This is a genomic window from Luteimonas fraxinea (assembly GCF_021233355.1).
GTDB classification, from domain to species: Bacteria; Pseudomonadota; Gammaproteobacteria; order Xanthomonadales; family Xanthomonadaceae; genus Luteimonas; species Luteimonas fraxinea.
On sequence record NZ_CP089507.1, the window covers coordinates 636,217 to 657,044 of the forward strand.

General features: G+C 66.5%; 20 protein-coding genes and 2 tRNA genes. 8 read left to right on the forward strand and 14 right to left on the reverse strand.

What is annotated here, in order from left to right:
• Nucleotides 1-535: 535 nt before the first annotated feature.
• Both LU699_RS02790 and LU699_RS02795 read right to left on the reverse strand, forming a co-directional pair.
• Entirely contained in the window at nucleotides 536-1,180 is a 645-nt protein-coding gene (locus tag LU699_RS02790) for a HutD/Ves family protein (protein WP_232134697.1), read from the reverse strand.
• A 1,033-nt stretch (nucleotides 1,181-2,213) separates the two neighbouring features.
• Nucleotides 2,214-2,573 carry a ComEA family DNA-binding protein gene (locus LU699_RS02795; protein WP_232134696.1) on the reverse strand — a complete coding sequence of 120 codons (360 nt, stop codon included), beginning with the start codon at nucleotides 2,571-2,573 and terminating at the stop codon, nucleotides 2,214-2,216.
• 208 nt (nucleotides 2,574-2,781) lie between these two features.
• Here LU699_RS02795 and LU699_RS02800 point away from each other — a divergent pair, with 208 nt between their 5' ends.
• The gene (locus LU699_RS02800) at nucleotides 2,782-4,302 is read left to right on the forward strand and encodes a M20 family metallopeptidase (RefSeq protein ID WP_232134695.1); all 1,521 of its coding nucleotides are present in this window, start codon (nucleotides 2,782-2,784) and stop codon (nucleotides 4,300-4,302) included.
• A 100-nt stretch (nucleotides 4,303-4,402) separates the two neighbouring features.
• On the forward strand, nucleotides 4,403-5,404 hold the full coding sequence (locus tag LU699_RS02805; protein WP_232134694.1) for a sulfate ABC transporter substrate-binding protein: 1,002 nt from the start codon (nucleotides 4,403-4,405) through the stop codon (nucleotides 5,402-5,404).
• A gap of 3 nt (nucleotides 5,405-5,407) precedes the next feature.
• Here LU699_RS02805 and LU699_RS02810 read toward each other — a convergent pair whose 3' ends face one another.
• Together LU699_RS02810 and LU699_RS02815 are read right to left on the reverse strand one after the other, a co-directional pair.
• A complete protein-coding gene (locus LU699_RS02810) occupies nucleotides 5,408-6,673 on the reverse strand; it encodes a cation:proton antiporter (protein ID WP_232134693.1) in 1,266 nt (421 codons plus the stop codon).
• Between the two features lie 126 nt (nucleotides 6,674-6,799).
• Nucleotides 6,800-6,875 (reverse strand) — tRNA-Phe (locus tag LU699_RS02815).
• A gap of 153 nt (nucleotides 6,876-7,028) precedes the next feature.
• Here LU699_RS02815 and LU699_RS02820 point away from each other — a divergent pair.
• The 5 genes from LU699_RS02820 (at nucleotide 7,029) to dxs (ending at nucleotide 13,322) form a co-directional block, all read left to right on the forward strand.
• Entirely contained in the window at nucleotides 7,029-7,502 is a 474-nt protein-coding gene (locus LU699_RS02820; protein ID WP_232134692.1) for an LEA/WHy family protein, read from the forward strand.
• Nucleotides 7,503-7,554: 52 nt separating this feature from the next.
• Entirely contained in the window at nucleotides 7,555-9,345 is a 1,791-nt protein-coding gene (locus LU699_RS02825; protein ID WP_232134691.1) for an acyl-CoA dehydrogenase C-terminal domain-containing protein, read from the forward strand.
• Nucleotides 9,346-9,440: 95 nt separating this feature from the next.
• Complete coding sequence (locus LU699_RS02830) at nucleotides 9,441-10,103, forward strand: HNH endonuclease (protein ID WP_232134690.1); 663 nt, start codon at nucleotides 9,441-9,443, stop codon at nucleotides 10,101-10,103.
• 97 nt (nucleotides 10,104-10,200) lie between these two features.
• Nucleotides 10,201-11,337 (forward strand): hypothetical protein, encoded by a 1,137-nt coding sequence (locus LU699_RS02835; RefSeq protein ID WP_232134689.1) that lies wholly within the window; start codon nucleotides 10,201-10,203, stop codon nucleotides 11,335-11,337.
• A gap of 71 nt (nucleotides 11,338-11,408) precedes the next feature.
• Nucleotides 11,409-13,322, forward strand: a complete 1,914-nt coding sequence (gene dxs / locus LU699_RS02840) for a 1-deoxy-D-xylulose-5-phosphate synthase (protein WP_232134688.1) — start codon at nucleotides 11,409-11,411, stop codon at nucleotides 13,320-13,322.
• Between the two features lie 32 nt (nucleotides 13,323-13,354).
• Here the strand turns inward: dxs and LU699_RS02845 are convergent, their stop codons facing one another.
• Complete coding sequence (locus LU699_RS02845; protein ID WP_269781358.1) at nucleotides 13,355-14,248, reverse strand: TraB/GumN family protein; 894 nt, start codon at nucleotides 14,246-14,248, stop codon at nucleotides 13,355-13,357.
• Nucleotides 14,249-14,467 carry a hypothetical protein gene (locus LU699_RS02850; protein ID WP_232580476.1) on the reverse strand — a complete coding sequence of 73 codons (219 nt, stop codon included), beginning with the start codon at nucleotides 14,465-14,467 and terminating at the stop codon, nucleotides 14,249-14,251. It abuts the gene before it with no gap.
• Between the two features lie 192 nt (nucleotides 14,468-14,659).
• Between LU699_RS02850 and LU699_RS02855 the strand changes: the two genes are divergently transcribed.
• Nucleotides 14,660-14,827 (forward strand): hypothetical protein, encoded by a 168-nt coding sequence (locus LU699_RS02855; protein ID WP_232134686.1) that lies wholly within the window; start codon nucleotides 14,660-14,662, stop codon nucleotides 14,825-14,827.
• Between the two features lie 71 nt (nucleotides 14,828-14,898).
• Here the strand turns inward: LU699_RS02855 and LU699_RS02860 are convergent.
• The 8 genes from LU699_RS02860 to infC all read right to left on the reverse strand — a co-directional run bounded on the left by LU699_RS02860 (nucleotide 14,899) and on the right by infC (nucleotide 20,823).
• Nucleotides 14,899-14,975, reverse strand: a tRNA-Pro gene (locus LU699_RS02860).
• Between the two features lie 58 nt (nucleotides 14,976-15,033).
• A complete protein-coding gene (locus LU699_RS02865; protein ID WP_047136502.1) occupies nucleotides 15,034-15,390 on the reverse strand; it encodes a MerR family transcriptional regulator in 357 nt (118 codons plus the stop codon).
• On the reverse strand, nucleotides 15,383-15,694 hold the full coding sequence (locus LU699_RS02870) for an integration host factor subunit alpha (RefSeq protein ID WP_232114670.1): 312 nt from the start codon (nucleotides 15,692-15,694) through the stop codon (nucleotides 15,383-15,385). Before LU699_RS02870 ends, LU699_RS02865 begins: the two co-directional genes overlap by 8 nt.
• A gap of 22 nt (nucleotides 15,695-15,716) precedes the next feature.
• Nucleotides 15,717-18,092: a phenylalanine--tRNA ligase subunit beta gene (gene pheT, locus LU699_RS02875; protein WP_232134611.1), complete on the reverse strand. Its 2,376-nt coding sequence runs from the start codon at nucleotides 18,090-18,092 to the stop codon at nucleotides 15,717-15,719.
• A gap of 88 nt (nucleotides 18,093-18,180) precedes the next feature.
• A complete protein-coding gene (gene pheS, locus LU699_RS02880) occupies nucleotides 18,181-19,176 on the reverse strand; it encodes a phenylalanine--tRNA ligase subunit alpha (protein ID WP_232134610.1) in 996 nt (331 codons plus the stop codon).
• A gap of 146 nt (nucleotides 19,177-19,322) precedes the next feature.
• Entirely contained in the window at nucleotides 19,323-19,682 is a 360-nt protein-coding gene (gene rplT, locus LU699_RS02885; RefSeq protein ID WP_159678264.1) for a 50S ribosomal protein L20, read from the reverse strand.
• A gap of 13 nt (nucleotides 19,683-19,695) precedes the next feature.
• The gene (gene rpmI, locus LU699_RS02890) at nucleotides 19,696-19,893 is read right to left on the reverse strand and encodes a 50S ribosomal protein L35 (RefSeq protein WP_232134608.1); all 198 of its coding nucleotides are present in this window, start codon (nucleotides 19,891-19,893) and stop codon (nucleotides 19,696-19,698) included.
• A 381-nt stretch (nucleotides 19,894-20,274) separates the two neighbouring features.
• The gene (infC, locus tag LU699_RS02895; RefSeq protein ID WP_232134607.1) at nucleotides 20,275-20,823 is read right to left on the reverse strand and encodes a translation initiation factor IF-3; all 549 of its coding nucleotides are present in this window, start codon (nucleotides 20,821-20,823) and stop codon (nucleotides 20,275-20,277) included.
• Between the last annotated feature and the right edge of the window lie 5 nt (nucleotides 20,824-20,828).

Consider the following 20,828-nt stretch of genomic DNA (forward strand, 5'->3'; position numbering starts at 1 on the left):
CCGGAGCAGACGCCCGCCCTCTCGGACCGCAACAGTCGTTCCCCTGCACAACGTCGCTCGGATTGGTTCCGAGCAAAACGCATCCCGCGAGCCGAGCAGCGATCGCGTCGTGGAGAACCACTGCGAGCGCGCGCGTTGCCGGTATGCGTCTTCTTCGCTTCGCGCACTGCGAGCGCCTGCGTCGCCGATGGAAGTCTTCTTCGCTCCGGCACTGCGAGCGATCGCGTTATCGATAAGCGTCTTCTTCGCGACGGCTACGCTGTGACCCCCGCGGATATCCGATTACAGCTCAAAGGACTCAAGGCGCAGTTACCTGACTTTCCGCAGCTACCGGACCTTCCCTGGAACGTCCGGGGCTTTCGTCGCGGCAGCAGTCGATACAAGAATTCAGAGCCCCTCTCCCTCCCGGAGAGGGGTTGGGGTGAGGGCCGAAGATCGCAGATCTGCAGCAGCCGTAAGTTCGACAAAGCTGCAGATCGGATGCATGTGGATATCCACAACGGCCGCCCAATCAGTGCGCAGCTGGGCAGTGACCCTACACCTGCAAATCCGGAGATCGAATCGGCGAAAGCGCGACAGGCTGGAACCGGGTCAACACCACTTCCCCACCACCGTCCAGCACGTAGCGGAACCGTCCGTCCGGCGCGCGCAGCACGAGCGTGTCGCCACGTTCGAGCGCCCGCGTATCGCCCGCAACGAGTCGCGCATGACCCGCGAGCACGTGGACCAGCCAGCAGTCGCCGGGATCCACGAACACGACCATCGTCCCGACCAACGGCCGATGCCAGGTCGACGCCTCGACCCGGTCCGGACGCCACATCAGATTCAGCGCGCTGACGCCGGGACCGGCAGGCTCGCCCTGAAGCGCCCGCTCGCCGGAGAAACGCAGCCGCGCGTGTGGCGGCTGCAGATCCGACACCTGCCCGTCATCGAAGCGCAGTGTCAGTCCATCACCGGTCCGCAACATCAGCTCCCGTTCGACACCTTCGAACTTGGAAAACGCCGCAGCCTGTTCGATCTCCGCGATCGACAACCGCCAGATCCACGCCTCATTACCGACGCCTGACTCGACGTGGATCTCCTTGGTCCACCCCAGACCATTGCGCCAACGCACGCGCTGCGCATTCTGCGCATCGATCCGCTGGACAGAAGACAGCTCGCTTGAAGACGTCTCACTCATGCGAGCAGTCTAGAACTTCGAACCCGCGAACTCCGCAGTCATCTGGAACCGCACTCACATTCAACCTTACATAAAGCGGGCAACGCTCTGGTCAGGGCGCTCTTCGTTCGACAGGCGTTGCGCGTTCTACAAGAGCACTTCGTGCTTTGCTCTCTTCCTAGAAGTGAGGCATGGGACACAAGGCGCCAGAAGCCAAGAGCCAAAGGCCAAGAGCCAACAGCCAAGAGCCAGGCGGAAGCGTGAGCCCTAGCCCCGAGCCATAAGACGTAGAACCTCGAACGCTTGAGCGAGGTGGCGTGGGAAAAAATGTTTGCCAGCAGAGCCCGGCGCTTTGCCTCGGAGATCGGCACGCCGCCCACGCATCCACCCTCGGACACACTAAGCGACGGCTCGCGCACGACCCAGCCTCGAATGACGACGCGGCCATGCGACGCACATCAGCAGTAAGCACCAGCTCCGGACAATGCCGCGAGTACAAACCCCGATGGTTTTCGAGGCGCGCGTTGGACACTGCTGCGCAATCCAGTCAACCGGCGACGACGCGGAGCGTGGTGTACAACCAAGTGAGGCCATCTATTGCCGTCGAAGGGCGCGCGATCGACTTCCGACTCAAAGTCACCGGCCGCAGCCTCACGTACCCGGTCGGCACTCTTGCTCGATCAGCAGTACAGCCTGCGCTTCGAAATAACCCAGGCTTCGCTGCACTTACACTTGCACTTGCACTTGCACCTGCACCGCATTTCCGCATGCGCTGCGTTTCCGCCTCCGCTGCGCTGTCGACGGGACCCGCTCACAAAACGGTTGCCCAGCCGGGCATCCTTGGGCCGGTTCGCGCCAATCAGATCGCGCAAGGTGGGACTGCACTTGAGCGCATTCCGACTGCAGACGCCCAAAACAGGGTCGCCCGCTTCGCATCCAATGCGAGGCGGGCGACGGTTACGTCCCTGTAGCGGCATCCTGCCGGTCCCGTGGAGCGTCCTGCTCCTCGCCTGACGCCGGCACTCCCTGTGCCAACGTCAGCGATGGGTCAAAGTCAGCGCAGTTGCGCTGCCCCCTTGTTCCCGGCTGCGGCGGGCGGGCTGGGTGCCCGCGTCACGCCAGCCTGCGATCCGGCGGCACCGACCTCGATACGATCGACGTTGTGCTCGACGGTCCGCAACCCGATGCCTTTCACCTGCGCCAGTTGCTCGGCGCTTCGGAACGGCCCGTTTTCATCCCTGTAGGCCACGATGGCTTCTGCCTTGGCCTGTCCCACGTTGTGCAGCACGCGTGCCAGCGTGGCTGCATCCGCGGTGTTGATGTTGACCTTTTGCACGGTTTCGTTTGCGAGTGCGGTACCTGCCAACAGCAGTGAAAGGCACAGCGACGCAAGCACGGCTCGGATCGACTTCATGTCCTGAACTCCTTGGTATTGGGTGGATTCCATTCCCGACTGGCGATTCATTCGTCCTTGCCGGTACAGCCAGTCTTCCCAACACCACGCAGACAGAATATCCGCGGCACTGCTGGGCCGTAGCCAGCCGAACGCCCGAGCCGTTGTAGGAAAATTCCTACACACGGGTCCGCGATAGAATTGGGGTTTACGCACACTGGAAACCCGAATGGACAGCAGCCAGACCGACCGTTTCGTCGGCGCCAAGTGGGACGACGAGATCGTCCCCCAGCTCGTCGAATACATCCGGATCCCCAACAAGTCGCCGATGTTCGACGCGGACTGGGTCGCCAACGGCCATATGGAACGCGCGGTCGAACTGATGTCGGGCTGGGCCCAGGCCCAGGCGATCCCCGGCATGGTGCTGGACGTGGTCCGCCTCGAAGGCCGCACGCCGCTGATCTTCATCGAAATTCCGGCGGCGAACGGCGGCAGCGACGACGACTGCGTGCTGCTTTACGGCCATCTCGACAAGCAGCCGGAAATGACCGGCTGGGACAAAGACCTCGGCCCGTGGAAGCCAGTGCTGCGCGACGGCAAGCTGTACGGCCGCGGTGGCGCCGATGACGGTTACGCGATCTATGGCTCGCTGACCGCAATCCTGGCGCTGCACGAGCAGGGCCTCCCGCACGCGCGCTGCGTGGTGCTGATCGAAGCCTGCGAGGAATCGGGCAGCTACGACCTGCCTGCCTATGTCGACCATCTCGCCGATCGCATCGGCAAGCCGTCGCTGGTGGTGTGCCTGGACTCGGGCTGCGGCAACTACGACCAGCTGTGGTGCACGACCTCGCTGCGCGGCCTCGCCGGCGGCAACCTGATGGTCAAGGTGCTCGACGAAGGCGTGCATTCGGGCGATGCGTCCGGCGTCGTGCCGTCGAGCTTCCGTCTGCTGCGACAGCTGCTGTCGCGCATCGAGGACGAAGTGACCGGCCGCATCCTGGTCGACGGCCTGCATGCCGACATTCCGGCCGAACGCCTGGAACAGGCCCGCCGCGCCGCCGAAGTGCTCGATACCGCGATCTACGACAAGTTCCCGCTCACCGGCGCGCTCCAGCCGATGTTCCCGAAGGGTGCGGATGGCCAAGTGTCGGAAGATCTGTCGAAGCTGGTGCTCAACCGCACCTGGCGCCCGGCGTTGTCGGTGACCGGCGTCGACGGCATTCCGTCGCTGCAGTCGGCCGGCAACGTGCTGCGCCCGCACACCGCGGTAAAGCTGTCGCTGCGCCTGCCGCCGACCGTCGACGGCAAGCGTGCCGGCGAACTGCTGCAGGAAGTACTGCTGGCCGATCCGCCGAACGGTGCGACCGTGACGCTCGCCCTGGAGAAGGCCGCGACCGGCTGGAATGCACCGGCGATGTCGCCGTGGCTCACGAAGGCGATCGACGACGCCAGCCAGGCGTTCTTCGACAAGCCGGCGATGTACATGGGCGAAGGTGGCTCGATCCCGTTCATGGGCATGCTCGGCGAGAAGTTCCCCGGCGCGCAGTTCATGATCACCGGCGTGCTGGGCCCGCATTCCAACGCGCACGGCCCCAACGAATTCCTGCACATCGAGATGGGCAAGCGCGTGACCAGCTGCGTCGCCCGCGTGCTCGTCGAGCATCACCACGCAGGCCAGCGCGGCGAGACCACAGGCGCTGCGGTGGTCGCAGACAGCGGTACGCGACACGGCGATCACGGTTGCTGCTGAGGTAAGCGAGGGCCGGCGTATTCGCCGGCCCAAACGCCTGCTGCGTGTGGCACGACGACCGGGTAAGGTGGCGCTGACGCCGCCCCCACGGAGTCTGGCGATGACGATGCGTTCGATTGCCCTGCTGCTGTGCCTTGTGCTGCCGACATTTGTGTCGGCCGAAGACCTCGTCCTCCGCAACGCGTCCTACGATCCGACGCGCGAATTCTATGTCGACTACAACCGCATGTTCGCTGCCCATTGGCGGCAAGGCGGTGGTGGCGATGTCGAGGTGCTGCAGACGCATGGCGGCTCCGGGGCGCAGGCTGATGCGGTGATCGCGGGCGAGCCGGCGGATGTCGTGACACTCGCGCTCGCGGCAGATGTGGACCGGATCGCGTCTGCGGGACTGCTGGATGCGGACTGGCGCAGGCAGATACTCCACGGCAGCGTGCCCTATACCTCGACCGTGGTCTTCCTCGTGCGCAAGGGCAACCCGAAGCACATCGCCGACTGGAACGATCTGGTCGGGGATGTCCAAGTGGTGACCGCGGATCCGAAGACGTCCGGTGTCGCGCGCTGGAGCTATCTCGCAGCGTGGACCTGGGCCGCGCGGACGTATCGTGATGGCGAACGCGTGCTGGACTACATGCGCGGGCTCTACGCCAAGGTGCCGGTGCTCGACCGCGGCGCGCGGGGCGCCCGCGACACCTTCGTCGAGCGCGACATCGGCGATGTGCTGCTGGCGTGGGAAAACGAAGCGCTGCGCGTGCTGGCCGATCCGCAGACCAGCCAGGCGTTCGAGATCGTCTATCCGAGCATCAGCATCCGCGCCGAGCCGGTGGTCGCGGTGGTCGACCGCAACGCCGATGCGCACGGCGTGCGCGCGGTGGCCGAGGCGTATGTCGAAACGCTGTACACACCGGCGGCGCAACGGCTGGTCGCGCAGCACCATTTCCGCCCGATTCTGCGCGACGGCGTGCCGCCTTCGCAGCTCGCGCGTTTCCGATCGCTGCCCATGGTCACCGTCGACGAGGCGTTCGGCGGCTGGTCGAAGGCGCAGGCCACGCACTTCGCCGATGGCGGCCTGTACGACCGCATCCGCGCCGCGCCGACGCGCTGAACGTCAGCGCGCGTCCTGCGCCGGGGTGGCCGGCAGTTCGCCACCGCGGCGACGCATGATCCAGTTGAACAGCGGCGTCGCCATCAGCGTGGTGACGATCGCCATCAGCACCAGGATCGAGAACAGGCCCTGTTTGATCACACCGGCCTGCAGGCCGATGTTGATCAGGATCAGCTCCATCAGGCCGCGGGCGTTCATCAGCGCGCCGATCGCCTGCGCATCGCGCGGGCTCTCACCGGCCATACGCGCTGCTGCCCAGCAGGCCAGCCCCTTGCCGGCGAACGAGACGAGCAGGATCGCGCCCGCCGCGAGCAGCAGCTGCGGTTCCAGCACCATGCCCAGATCCGTCTTCAGGCCCGAGAAGGTGAAGAACATCGGCAGGAAGAACACGACGACAAAGGGCTGCAGCGTGTCGCGGACCTTCTCCACCAGCGCGCCCTTGGGCATGCAGGCGCCGAGCAGGAAACCGCCGAACACCGCATGGATGCCGATCGCATCCATCAGCCACGCGCTGAGGCAGAACAGGATCAGCATGACCGCGAGCATCGTCGCGCTGAGCGGCGCATCGGGGCGTACGGCATCGGCGAGCTTGCGCAGCAGTTTGCGCCCGACGAGCAGCATGAAGACTGCATAGGCGATGCCGCCACCGATCGCCCACCACGCGCTGTCCCAGCTGCCGCCGAAGCTGGCGAGCACGATCGCGAGAATGCACCACGCTGCCGCATCGTCGACTGCGCCCGCGGTCAGCGCGAGCGTGCCCAGAGGACTACCGGCGAGGCCGCGCTCGTGGATGATCCGCGCGAGCATCGGGAACGCCGTGATCGCGATCGCCGCGCCGAGGAACAGCGATGCATCGGACACGCGCACGTTCTCGGCGAACAGATTCGGAATGCCCAGCAGCCACGGCGCGATCAGGAACGCCAGTGCGAACGGCACCACGATGCCGGCGATCGAGACCGCGAATGCGCCGCGGAAGCGCGACCGGAAATGGTCGCTCCGGAATTCGGTGCCGACCAGGAACATGTAGAGGCCCACGCCGAACTGCGCGAACACATACAGCGTGTCGAGCGTTTGCGCAGGAAACAGCGCTGCCTGCAGCTCGGGCAGCATCCAGCCGAGCAGCGACGGCCCGAGCGTGACGCCGGCGATCATCTCGCCGACCACCTGCGGCTGACCGAGGCGCTGCGCCAGGCGGCCGACCAGACGACAGACCAGCAGGATCACCGCGGCCTGCAGGAAGAAGAACACGGACAACTGGGCGGTCGGCATCGAAAGAGCTCCAACGCCACAGCGGCGCGCGGCGATGATGCGCTGCTGCGGGCCGCGGGTAAATGGATTTCCGCAGGCCTACAACGCAGAAGACCCGCACTGGGCGGGCCTTCGACGTTCCTGCAATGGTGGCCGGGGAGGGAATCGAACCCCCGACACGGGGATTTTCAATCCCCTGCTCTACCAACTGAGCTACCCGGCCACTGCGGGAGGCGCATGATACGGGGCAGGCTCGCAGACGGCAACCGTTTTTCGAAAACTCGTGTCGAGCGCCGCATTCGAGGCCATCCCACTCAGCGGCCAATGACTGGCGACGCGTTAACATCGGCCTCCACCCGCAACCGGAGTGCCGCGCATGAAACCGTGGAAACTGCTGACGATCCTGCTGCTGGCCGGCGCCCTCGCCGCCTGCGTGACCGGGCAGCGTCGCGTGTCGGAACCTACCGCGAGCATCCAGCAGCTGACCGTCGGCGCCGACGGCAACTGGTCGGTCGATTTGCGCCTGCAGAACTACAGCAGCATTCCGATGCGCTTCGAATCGATCCGCTTCGCGGTCTCGGTCGACGGGGTCTCTGCGGGCACGCTGGAAGACGCCACGACGCTGACGATCGGCCCCGAGTCGGCCGACATCCTGAGCCTGCGCATCGCGCCGTCCGCGGAGGGCCGGTTGCATGCGGCCGACGCACTCGCCGCGGGTCGCTCGCTGAACTACCGGATCGACGGCAGCATCCGCGCCGCGCCCGACGATCGTGGCAGCGCACGGGACTACACGGTGCGCCGCGACAGCACCCTGAACCCCGTCCCGGGCCTGCCCGGCGTGATGCGCTGACGCCGCCGCCTCCTTCCACCGATACGAACACGCACACGAGCCAGACTGACGCATGAGCACCTACCACGCCCCGTTGACCGACATCCGCTTCGCGCTGCACGACGTGCTGCAGGTCGAGTCCCTGTTCTCCACACTCGGCTTCGACGACGCCAACCGCGAGACCGTCGATGCCGTGCTCGACGAGTGCGCGCGCATGTGCGAGACCGTGCTCGCGCCGCTGAACCGCATCGGCGACGAACAGGGCGTGCGTTTCGACAAGGCCACCGGCGCAGTCACCACGCCCGACGGCTTCAAGGCCGCCTACGACCAGTTCGCCGAGGGCGGCTGGACCGGCATGAGCGCGCCGACCGAGTTCGGTGGCATGAACATGCCGCACGCGATCGGCATCTGCCTCGAGGAAATGATCGACGCCGCCAACCTCGCGTGGAGCAACTTCCCGCTGCTGTCGCACGGCGCCGTCAATGCGCTGCGCCACCACGGCGAGGACTGGCAGAAGGAAGTCTTCCTCAAACCGCTGATCGCCGGCACTTGGACCGGCACCATGTGTCTGACCGAGCCGCAATGCGGCACCGATCTCGGCCTGCTGAAGACGCGCGCCGAGCCGGCCGAAGACGGCACGTACGCGATCACCGGCACCAAGATCTTCATCACCGCCGGCGAGCACGACCTCACCGACAACATCATCCATCTGGTGCTCGCGCGTCTGCCGGATGCACCCGCGGGCAGCAAGGGCATCTCGCTTTTCATAGTGCCGAAGATCCAGGTCGCACGCGACGGCACCGTGGGCGAGCGCAATGCCGTGCGCTGCGGCGCGGTCGAACACAAGATGGGCATACACGGCTCCGCGACCTGCGTGATGAATTTCGACGGCGCGCAGGGCTATCTCATCGGCCAGCCGCACAAGGGCCTGATGGCGATGTTTACGATGATGAACACCGCGCGCCTCGGCGTCGGTGTGCAGGGTCTGGGCCTCGCGACGCGCGCCTACGAGAACGCGCTGCGCTACGCGCGCGAGCGTCTGCAGTCGCGTGCGCTGTCGGGTCCGAAGCTGCCGTCGAAGCCGGCCGATCCGATCCTCGTCCAGCCCGACGTACGCCGCATGCTGCTGACCTGCAAGTCGCTGACCGAAGGCGGCCGCCTGCTGGCGTACCACGCCGGTTCGCTGGTCGACAGCGCCGAACTCGCCGGCGACGATGCCGCGCGCAAGGAGGCCGACGATCTGCTCGGCTTCCTGACGCCGATCGTCAAGGGCTGCCTGACCGAGTGGGGCAACGAGTGCACCTACCACGCACTGCAATGCTTCGGCGGCCACGGTTACATCGCCGAGCACGGCATCGAGCAGCTGGCCCGCGACGCGCGCATCACCACGCTCTACGAGGGCACGACCGGCATCCAGGCGCTGGACCTGATGGGCCGCAAGACCCTGCAGCTGCAGGGCGCGGGTTTGCGCGTGTTCCTCGGCATGATCGAACGCTTCTGCGTCGAGCACGCGAACGATGCGGCGCTGGCCGAGTTCATCGAGCCGCTGCGGGCGAAGGCCGGCGAGTGGCAGGCGCTGACGCGTTCGATCGCCGAGCGCGCCGCGGCCGATCCCGAGGAAATCGGCGCGGCCGCCTACGACTACCTGTTCTACTCCGGCTACGTGACGCTGGCCTACTGGTGGGCGCGCAGCGTCGCGGTGGCCGACGCGTCGTCGCGTCCGGAGACCTTCAAGGCCGGCAAGCGCGAGACTGCCCGCTTCTACTTCACCCGCATCCTGCCGCGCACGCTGAGCCATGCGGCGGCGATCGCGAGTGGCCCGGCTTCGCTGCTGTCGATCGCCGACGAGGCCCTCGACAGCTGAGGTCCTGCGCGCACGTCGCGACTGCCAGCTGGCGTCGCGACGTGCACGTGATCCATTGCACAAAGTGTCATCGATCGGGTATATGCTCGGTCGCAATGGAGGCAGACAGCGCGATCACACGCCTGATCCCCGCCGGCGCTGCAAACGCGCTGGATTCCGGAGTCTCCTCCGCACTTTCTGATCACGCCCCGCGTCGCGATGCAGTCCGCCTGCTCGCCCTCGACGCGCACGGCCGTGCGCTCAACTGGATCAGCTGGCAGGACGCGGCGTGTCTGTACGCGCGCGGCGCCGTTGCCTGGACGCTGGGCGATCCCTGCATGACCGTGCACGGCGGCATGTGCCGCGCGACCGGGCAGCAGAGCCGCATGGATCTGCATCCGATCATCGCCGGCCGCAGCCACGTGCGCCCGAGTGCGATCGATCCGACGCCCGCGCTGACCAACACCGCCCTGTTCGCTCGCGACTACCATTTGTGTCTGTACTGCGGTCGGCGTGCCGGCCGGCAGACGCTGACTCGCGATCACGTCGAACCGCTGTCGCGCGGCGGTCTCGACATCTGGGAGAACGTGGTCACCGCGTGCTTCCAATGCAATTCTCGCAAGGGCGCGCGCACGCCGCAGGAGGCTTCGATGCCGCTGCTGGCGGTACCGTTCCGGCCGAGCTGGATCGAGCATCTGATCCTCAGCAACCGCAACATCCTCGCCGACCAGATGGCGTTCCTCAGCACCCATCTGCCAAAACGCGATCGCGGCGGATGACCGCGCGCCACGTGTCGCGTGCGCTGCACAGCATGCGTGGCACTGGATACACTTCATGGATAGCGCGCCTCGCGCCGCGCCGCCCGGTATCTCCTGCATGACCCTGACCATCGCCCTGAGCGGAATGGACACCGCCACCGAAACCGCATTGCGCGCGGCCTTCGCCGGTGCCAATGCCCAGCTCGGCGAACCGTTCCTGCTCGTCGCCGAGCCCGATGCCGAACACGTCATCGTCGACATGGACAGCATGTACGGCCCGATGAGCTGGCTGCGCCTGCATGCGGCGGGCAAGCAGATCGTCGGCCTGACCTCGGCGCCACGCGTGCAGACCCATTTCCGTCTCGGGCGTCCGTTCGACGACAACGCGATGGCCGCACTGCTGCGCGAGATCGCGGCCATGCGGGACATCGTGCTGGGCACTCAGATCCCGACGCCGGCGCCTGACGTGCCTGCAGCTGCGACGGCCGTGACGCCAGTCGCCGTTGCACGCGAAGCAGAGATTCCGCAGGCCGTGCCCGAGATAGCTTCAGTGGTTGCGACCGTCGAGACCGAGGTCACGATTCCCGAGCCTGAAGACGTGCTGGAAACAGCACCCGCTGCGGAACCAGAGCCGCCAGCAGCACCCGAAGACGCCGCGGTCGCGCCGGAGCCGGAGCCCGAACCGGAACGCGCCCTGCCCTTCGCGACCTGGATCGATGCAGGCGTGCTGCGCGGCCGCCGTCGCTATCGCCGCGAAACCGGCCCGACGCTCTGGCTCGATTTCGACGCGCAGCAGTACCACGGGCCGACCACGCTCAAGCCGTTGAGCCAGTACTTCGACGGCCCGATCGAGCGCGATGCGATCGAGCCCGTCGACGATGTGACCTGGTCGCGCGAAGCGCAGGCCTCCGGCGCACCGCAGCCGCTGCTGCGTCTGGTCTGGCTGGGCGGCCTGCTGGCCGGCAACGGCACGCTCGCGCCGGAACACGACCCGGATGCGCGATACCAGCTGAACAAGTGGCCGCAGACCGAGCGCGAGTACCCACGTCATTTCCGCATCGCCACCGCGATGATGAAAGGCCCGGCCACGCTCGACGAGATCATCAAGGCCAGCGGCCTGCCGTCGGACGAAGTGGTCCGGTTCGTGAACGCCAACCTCGCCACGGGCTATGCCGAACCGCTGGTCGAAGCGACCGAGGCGGTCGACGAACCCGCGCGCCCGGGCGGTTTCTTCTCCCGCCTGCGGCGTCGCTGAAGGCCCTGAACGCCCGGTTTCCATGACAGGCCGGTGACGCCAGCCGCGGGGCCGCGGCGTACAATTAGCGGATGATCGACTCCACGCGCTATCCGCGCCTTGCGCGCATCGACGCGCCGTCCGACCTCCGCCAGTTCGACGAAACCGAACTGCCCGCGATCGCCGACGAACTGCGCGCCTATCTCATCGAATCCGTCGGCAAGAGCGGCGGCCATTTCGGCGCCGGCCTCGGCGTGATCGAACTGACGACGGTCCTGCATTACATGTACGACACGCCGCACGACCGCGTCGTCTGGGACGTCGGCCATCAGACCTATCCGCACAAGATCCTGACCGGCCGCCGCGACCGCATCCACACGGTCAAGCAGAAGGACGGCGTGGCGCCGTTCCCGAAGCGCGAAGAGTCCGAGTACGACACCTTTGGTGTCGGCCATTCGTCGACCTCGATCTCGGCCGCGCTGGGCATGGCGATCGCCAATGCGCAGGCCGGCAACGACCGCCGCGTGGTCGCGGTGATCGGCGACGGCGCGATGACCGCCGGCATGGTCTACGAGGCGCTCAACCACGCCGGCGGCATGGAGCCCGAGCCCGACGTGCTGGTGGTGCTCAACGACAACCGCATGTCGATCAGCGAAGCCGTCGGCGGGCTGACCAAGATGCTGGGGCGCGCGACCGGCAACCGCACGCTCAATGCGCTGCGCGAAGGCGGCAAGAAGCTGCTCGGCGACAAGAACAATCCGACCGCGAAGTTCGTGCGTCGCTGGGAAGAACACTGGAAGGGCATGTTCGTGCCGTCCACGCTGTTCGAGGAAATGGGCTTCCACTACACCGGCCCGATCGACGGCCACGACGTCAAGGCACTGGTCGAGACGATGAAGACGCTCAAGGGCCTGAAGGGTCCGCAGCTGCTGCACGTCATCACGACGAAGGGCAAGGGCTACGGACTCGCCGAAGGCGACCAGATCGGCTATCACGCCGTCTCCCCGTTCGACCCGGACAAGGGCCTGGTTGCCAAGAGTGGTGCCAAGAAGCCGACCTATACCGACGTATTCGGCGACTGGATCTGCGACATGGCTGCCGCCGATCCGCTGCTCCTCGGTATCACGCCGGCGATGCGCGAGGGCTCGGGCCTGGTGCGTTTCAGCAAGGCATACCCGGCGCGCTACTTCGACACCGCCATCGCCGAACAGCATGCGGTGACGCTGGCCGCGGGCATGGCCTGCGAGGGTGCCAAACCGGTGGTCGCGATCTATTCGACCTTCCTGCAGCGCGCCTACGACCAGTTGGTCCACGACGTCGCGGTGCAGAAGCTCGATGTGCTGTTCGCGATCGACCGCGGTGGCGTCGTCGGTCCGGACGGCGCCACGCATGCCGGCAACCTCGACCTGAGCTTCCTGCGCTGCGTGCCGCACATGGTGATCATGGCGCCGGCCGACGAAAACGAATGCCGCGCGATGCTGACGACCGGCTTTCGCCACGAAGGCCCGGCCGCGGTGCGTTATCCGCGCGGCACCGGTCCCGGCGTTGCGATCGACACGACGCTCGACACCCTGCCGATCGGCAAGGCCGACCTGCGACGCCGCGGTTCGCGCATTGCGCTGCTGGCGTTCGGCGCGATCGTGCCGGCCGCCGAACAGGTTGGCGAGGCGCTCGGTCTGACCGTCGTCAACATGCGTTTCGTGCGTCCGCTCGACCGCGCCCTGCTGCTGGAACTGGCGAAGACCCACGATGGCTTCGTGACGTTAGAAGACAACGTCGTTGCCGGCGGCGCCGGTTCGGGTGTCGCCGAGTTGCTCAATGCCGAAGGCGTCACGATGCCGGTGCTGCACCTCGGCCTGCCGGATGCGTTCCAGCATCACGCCAGTCGTGAGGATCTGCTCGCCGAAGCAGGACTCGATGTCGACGGCATCCGCGACGCGGTCCTGCGCCGCTGGCCGGAACTGCGCAGCGGCGGCGCGGCATTGCAGGCCGCTGCCGCGGGCTGAGCGAACGGGCCCGCGACTGCGAGCCCTTCTTGTCAGGGCGTCACGGCTTCTTTTGACGCATCGCCGTCCACGTCTTCGAAAACGTCTGATTCGTCCGGCGCGAGCACGGTGTAGCCGCGCGCGCGCAACGCGTCGAGTTGTCCATCGGCGCGCAGCAAGGAATCGATCGGCACCGTCGCGAAGACGACCGGGTGTTCGGCCATCGCGGCGTCGACCTTCGACAGCCAGGCGGCGCTGACCTTCGACTGGATATCCGCCATGCCCAGCTCGCGCGCGGTCTCGCTCGCGGTCCATGCGGACAGGCAGGTCATGACCTGTGCCCGCGCGTCGGGCATGCCGCGCAAGGTATCGAGATCGCCAACCGCCCACGCGTTCGCGCGTGCGGCGATGCGCGGCAGATCGTTCTCGATGATGTCCAGCGTGCCGCGCACACACGCGATGTCCTCGGGCTTGAGCGTCTCGCGACGGAACGTCGCCAATGCACCGCGCGGATCGTCGATCTTCAACTGCAGGATCGTCGGCGTGAGTTCCATGCCACGCGCCTTGAGCGCGTCCTCGATCACGGGACCGATGATCCCACCCTCGCGAAGGCCGTTGCGCTCCAGCGCCGCGCGATACAACTGGTAGACCGCGATGAAAGGCCGCTTGCGCTCGATGCCACGATCGCGCCCGATGTAGCGTTCCTTCAGCGCCACCCAGCGCGCATAGAGATCCGGCGGCAGCAGCTCGTCCAGTGTGGCGCCATCAGGATTGCGCATCGCCCGGAATGCGGACGGCGCGAGCGTCAGCTTGTTGAAGAATCCGATGTCCGCGCCCCACTGCGCCCCCGGCGGCCCGAGCGCGACGCCCGCCTCGGCGAGCACTTCACGCACCTCGTCCGCGCGCCACGTGATGCCCGCGGGCAGCGGCGACTGTGTGCCGAGAATTTAGAGCGTGTGTCCGTCATCGCGCCGCACCCGCCACAGGCCCGGGCCGGGCTGCACACCGGTCACGACGACGGTGTCCATGTCGCGGACGTCGGGTGTATCGGACTGCGCGGCGGGCGCAGGCGATGCAGCCGGAGCCTCCTGTGCCTGCGTGGTGGGGGCCATCGATGCCGATGCCATTGCGAACGCGAGCAACCCAACACCGAATCGCTTGTCCATCAGCCAGACTCGTTCAAGAAGATGAAGGCTGAGCATACGAAGCCGCCTTCCCGAACGCGCATGACATTCGGCACAGCGTCGGCGTTCTGTTCAGCGTCGCGGCGTGCGAAGACCGTCAGGCCCGCAAAGCGCGCACACCTCGCCCACACCGGCATCGTTACGGTGCGACATCCCCCGTAACGGAAGATCATCATGACGATCGACAACGACCAGCGCCGCATCCTGCGCGACATCGATGCGACAACGCCCATCAGCGAATCGGAGACCGACTGGGCCGTCAATGCGGGCTATGCCGTGCTTGCCGAAGACGGTGACATCGATCTCACGAAAGAAGGGCGCGCGCTGCTGGATCCGGCCTGACGCGACCATCGATACGCCCACAAACAGAACGGCCCGCGCTTGCGCATGGGCCGTTCGGATGTCGCATGTTTTGGTCGGGGTAGCCGGATTTGAACCGACGACCACTTGTCCCCCAGACAAGTGCGCTACCAGGCTGCGCTATACCCCGGAATCTGGAAATTATACCGTCTGGCGGGCGTTTCGCCCATCCATGTGACGCGGCGTGCTCAGCGCTTCAGCAACTGCAGCACGTCCTCGAGCTCCATGCGCACCTGGCGCACGATCTGGCTGCTCAGCGCGGACTCCTGCTTGGCTCCCTCGCCCTCCAGACGCAGGCGTGCACCGCCGATCGTATAGCCCTGTTCGTACAGCAGGCCGCGGATCTGGCGCACCATCAGCACGTCGTGCCGCTGGTAGTACCGGCGGTTGCCGCGGCGCTTGACCGGGCTCAGGCTCGGAAATTCCGTCTCCCAGTAACGCAGCACGTGCGGCTTGACGTCGCACAGCTCGCTGACCTCACCGATCGTGAAATAGCGCTTCGCCGGGATCGGCGGCAGTTCGCGGTTGCTGCCCGGATCAAGCATGTGCGGCGCCCACCGAGCCGGTATAGGCCTCGACACGTTCCTTGAGCTTCTGGCCCGGACGGAAGGTCACAACGGTGCGCGCGGAGATCGGAATCTCCTCACCGGTCTTGGGATTGCGACCCGGACGCTCGTTCTTGCGGCGCAGGTCGAAATTGCCGAAGCCCGACAGCTTGACCTGACGGCCCTGCTGCAGCGCATCGCGCAGCACGTCGAAGAAGGCGTCGACGAATTCCTTCGCCTCGCGCTTGTTCAAGCCGACTTCCTCGTAGAGTTTCTCGGCCATGTCCGCCTTCGTCAGTGCCACGCAGCAATCCCCCTGTGAGGCCTCAGCCCCGGATCTTCGCGTCGTGTTCGCGCGCGAGCGCGGCCACCACGTCCGCAACGACAGCATCGACATCGCGATCGGTCAGAGTGCGTGAACTTTCCTGCAGAATCAAGCCCATGGCGAGACTCCTGAACCCCGTTTCGACCCCCTGCCCGGCATAACGGTCGAACAGGCGCACGTCGGCCAGCAGCGGTCCGGCGCTCGCACGCACGGTGGTTTCAAGAGCCGACCAGTCGACCGATTCCGGCGCGACGATCGCCAGATCGCGACGCACCGACGGGAACTTCGACAGCCCGGTCACCCGTGGCAGCGGACGTACCTGCAGCGCGGACGCGTCGAGTTCGAACGCCACCACAGGCACGTCGATGTCGAGCGCGCGCAGCAGGCGCGGGTGCAGCTCGCCGATCCAGCCCACACGCGCGCCGTCGCGCAGCACGTCGGCCGAGCGACCGGGATGGCCGTGCGCCGTGGTCGAACGCGCGAAGATGAGCGTCGCGCCCGCGACTGCGGCCAGCGCTTCGAGATCGCCCTTGAGATCGAAGTAATCGACCGGACGCGTGGCATCGCCCCACTGCTCAACGCCGGCATCGCCGGCAACCGCGGCGGCCACGCGCAAGGTCTCGACGGGTGCGGCTCCGGCAGAGTTCGCCTGCGCGAAGACCTTGCCGATTTCGAAAAGGCGCACGCGCTCCTGCTGGCGCGCGAGGTTGCGCGCGAGCGTGGACACCAGGCCCGGCAGCAATGCGGTGCGCATGACGCCGAGTTCGGCGCTCAGCGGATTGGCCAGCGGCACGCTGCCGGCATCCGCCTGCCAGGTCGCGAGCAGCGACGCATCGACGAAGGCGAAGTTGACCGTCTCCAGGCAATCGCGCGCGACCATCTGACGACGCAGTTCGGCCTCGGCGATGTGGGTCTCGCTGGGCGCCGCGATGCGCGTGGCGCCGCCGGGCAGCGTGGTCGGCACGCGGTCGTAGCCGTGGATGCGCACGACCTCTTCGATCAGGTCTTCCTCGATCGCCAGATCGAAGCGACGCGTCGGCGCGGTGACCTGCCAGCCTTCGCTGTTCGCGACGACAGTGAGCCCCAGCGCGCGCAGGATGCGTCCGATCTCCACGTCGTCGACGGTCAGGCCGAGTACGCGCGTCAGGCGCGCGCGACGCAGCGCGATCGTGCGCGGCTGCGCGAGGTGCGCCTCGAGTTCGGCGGCGGTCACCGGACCGGCGCTGCCGCCGGCGACATCGAGAATCAGGCGCGTCGCGTATTCGATCGCGGTCCGCGGCAGCTCGGGATCCACACCGCGCTCGAAGCGGTGCGCAGCATCGGTATGCAGGCCCAGACGGCGGCTGCGGCCGATGATCGCGTCCGGCGCGAAGTGCGCGGATTCGAGGAACACGTTGCGGGTGCCGTCGGTCACGCGCGTGTCGAAACCGCCCATGACACCGGCCAGCGCGACGACGCGGTCGGCGTCGGTGACTGCGAGGAACTGTTCGTCCAGCGTCACGTCGCGACCGTCGAGCAGCTTGAGCGTCTCGCCCTTGCGCGCGCGCCGCACGCCGACCGGGCCTTTGAGAAGGTCACGGTCGAAGGCATGCATCGGCTGGCCGAGTTCGAGCATCACGTACTGGGTGACGTCGACGAGGAAGCTGACCGGACGCACGCCACTGCGACGCAGGCGCTCGGCCATCCACGACGGCGTCGGACGCGTCGCGTCGATGCCTTCGATCACCCGGCCGAGATAGCGCGGCGCATCGGCGCCCGCGTCGAGCACGACCTGCAGCAATGCATCCGAGGCAACCGACACGGCCGGTGCGTCGAGCGGCGCGACTTCGCTGCCGCAGGCGGCGGCCACGTCGAACGCGATGCCGCGGATGCCGAAGCAGTCGGTGCGGTTCGGCGTGAGCTTGAGCTCGATGCTCGCGTCGGGCAGTCCGAGGTAATCGGACAGCGGCGCGCCGATCGGCGCATCGTCGGGCAGTTCCAGCAGGCCGGATGCGTCGGCGTCGATGCCGAGCTCCTTGGCCGAGCACAGCATGCCGTTGGAATCGACGCCGCGCAGCTGCGCAGCTTTGATCGTCAACGTGCCGACGGTCGTGCCGATCAGTGCCAGCGGCGCGACCAGGCCCGGACGCGCGTTCGGCGCACCGCAGACGATCTGCAGCGTCTGGCCACCGGCATCGACCTGACAGACCTGCAGCCGGTCGGCTTCGGGATGCTTTTCGGCCGAGACGATGCGCGCGACGACGACGCCGTCGAGCGCCTCGCCCAGCGGCGTGATCTCTTCGACTTCCAGGCCGATCGCGGTCAGCGTCGCCGCCAGCTGGTCACGGGTGGCATCGGTCTTGACGTGCTGGCGCAGCCAGTTCTCGGAAAATTTCATGGCGATCTCTTGGAATCGTCGTCCCGGCACTGCGGGACCTGTTCGCTACGGATGACGCGGAGAAGATGCAGGCGCGACGCGCCTGGACTTACGCGAACTGGCGCAGGAAGCGCACATCGTTGTCGAAGAACGCACGCAGATCGTCGACGCCATAGCGCAGCATCGCGAAGCGCTCGACGCCGAGGCCGAAGGCGAAGCCGGTGTAGCGCTCGGGATCGATGCCGACGGCTTTCAGTACGTTCGGATGGACCATGCCGCAGCCCAGCACTTCAAGCCAGCGCGTGCTGCCGTCGGCCTGCTGCCAGGCGATGTCGACTTCGGCGCCAGGTTCGACGAACGGGAAATAGCTCGGACGGAAACGCATCTCGAAATCGCGCTCGAAGAACGCGCGCACGAATTCGCTCAGCGTGCCCTTGAGATCAGCGAACGTCGCGTGTTCGTCGACCAGCAGGCCTTCGACCTGGTGGAACATCGGCGAATGCGTCTGGTCGCTGTCGGAGCGGTAGACCTTGCCGGCCGCGATCATCCGCAGCGGCGGCGCGTGCTCGCCCATGTAACGCACCTGCACGCCCGAGGTGTGCGTGCGCAGCAGGCGGCCGTCGCCGAAATAGAACGTGTCGTGCATCGCGCGCGCGGGATGGTGCGGCGGGAAGTTCAAGGCCTCGAAGTTGTGCCAGTCGTCCTCGATCTCGGGACCGTCGGCGAGCTCGTAGCCCAGACGCCCGAAGATGTCGGCGATGCGCTCGAGCGTGCGGCTGATCGGATGCACGCCGCCGCGCGCACCGTCGCGCCCCGGCAGGGTCACGTCGATGGTCTGCGAGGACAGCTTCGCATCGAGGGCGATGTCGTCGAGTGCGGTCTTGCGCGTCGACAGCGCAGCGCCGATGACATCTCGCGCGCGGTTGATCGCCTCGCCTGCGGCCTTGCGCTGGTCGCCCGGCAACGCACCGAGCGCCTTGAGCTGCGATGTGATGCTGCCGCTCTTGCCGAGCAGCCCGACGCGCAGCGCTTCGAGCGCCTCGGGCGTCGCGGCCGCCTCGATATCGGCAAGCGCCTGGTTCGAAAGGGAGTCGATTTCGCTCATCGCACTGCTGGCCCGTCGCTGATGGGGGATGTCACGCCCGGAAAATCCGGCGCCACAAACAACAATGGGGAAGGACTTGCGCCCTTCCCCACGTGACCGCCGGACGGATCCGGCGGCAGTACCGCTTTACGGTGGAGACGACGGCCTCAGGCCGCCAGCGCGCCCTTCGCCTTCTCGGCGAGCGCAGCAAAGCCGGTTGCATCGTTGACCGCGAGGTCAGCCAGGATCTTGCGATCCAGGGTGATGCCAGCCTTGAGCAGACCGTTCATGAAGCGGCTGTAGCTGATGCCGTTCAGACGTGCGGCCGCGTTGATACGCGTGATCCACAACGAACGGAAATCACGCTTCTTGAGCTTGCGACCGATGTACGCGTACTGGCCAGCCTTGATGACGGCCTGCTTGGCGACGCGGAAGACCTTGCGACGGGCGTTGTAATAGCCCTTCGCGCGGCCGAGAACCTTCTTGTGACGACGGCGTGCCTGGACGCCCCGCTTGACTCGAGCCATGGTTCAGTCCTCCTCAGAGATACGGCAGCATGCGGGCGATACGACCGCTATCACACGCCGGAATGATGTTCGTCTGACGAAGACCGCGCTTCCGCTTGGTCGTCTTCTTCGTGAGGATGTGGCTACGGTTTGCGTGGCCGGCCTTGAACTTGCCGGACGCCGTCTTCCGGAACCGCTTGGCGGCGCCCCGGTGCGTCTTGATCTTGGGCATTGCGAAAGTCCTTGTGGGATACGAGTACTGACTGGGCGGTGGCTGGTGCCACGCTTTCCGTCCTGCCCATGCCGGTGTTAAGCCTTTGATCCCACGAGGGAATCCAGGCGGGTCCTGGATGAATCTGCCACCCCGGCGGACCGGGGAGCCGCGCATTATGCCGTGCGCGGATTCGGCTTGCAAATCATCGGGTTGGCGGAAGGCTCGATGCCCGCCACCACCAGGTCGCTGCAAGGTGGCGTCGAGCAGAATCGAAACGCTGGAACGCTGATACGGCTGAGCCTCGATCTGAAACTGGAAGAGGCGCCTCGCGGCGCCCCCTCACCCTTTGCCCTCTCCCAGAGGGAGAGGGGAACGGTATGCCCACGCGTAAACGCGTGATTATTTCTTCTTGGGCGCGATCATCATGACCATCTGCCGGCCTTCGAGGCGCGGACGCGATTCGATGACGATGTCCTCGCCCAGGTCGGTCTCGATGCGCGACGCCATCTCGCGACCCAGTTCCTGGTGGCTCATCTCGCGGCCACGGAAGCGGATGTTGACCTTGATCTTGTCGCCGTCCTCGAGGAACCCGCGCATCTTGCGCAGCTTGATCTGGTAGTCGCCTTCATCGGTGACCGGCCGGAACTTGAGTTCCTTGATTTCCTGCTGCTTGGTCTTCTTCTTGGCCTCGTTCGCCTTCTTCTGGAGGTCGAACTTGAACTTGCCGAAGTCCATGATCTTGCAGACCGGCGGATCCGCGTTCGGCTGGATCTCGACGAGGTCGAGACCTTCCTCCTCGGCAGCCTTCAGCGCTTCTTCGCGCGTGAGGACGCCGATCATCTCGCCGTCGGAACCAATGACACGCACCCGCGGTACGCGGATGTCCTGGTTGCGCCGATTCTGCTTGTTGTCAGGGGTGCTAATACTGCGATCTCCGAAATGGAACATACCGC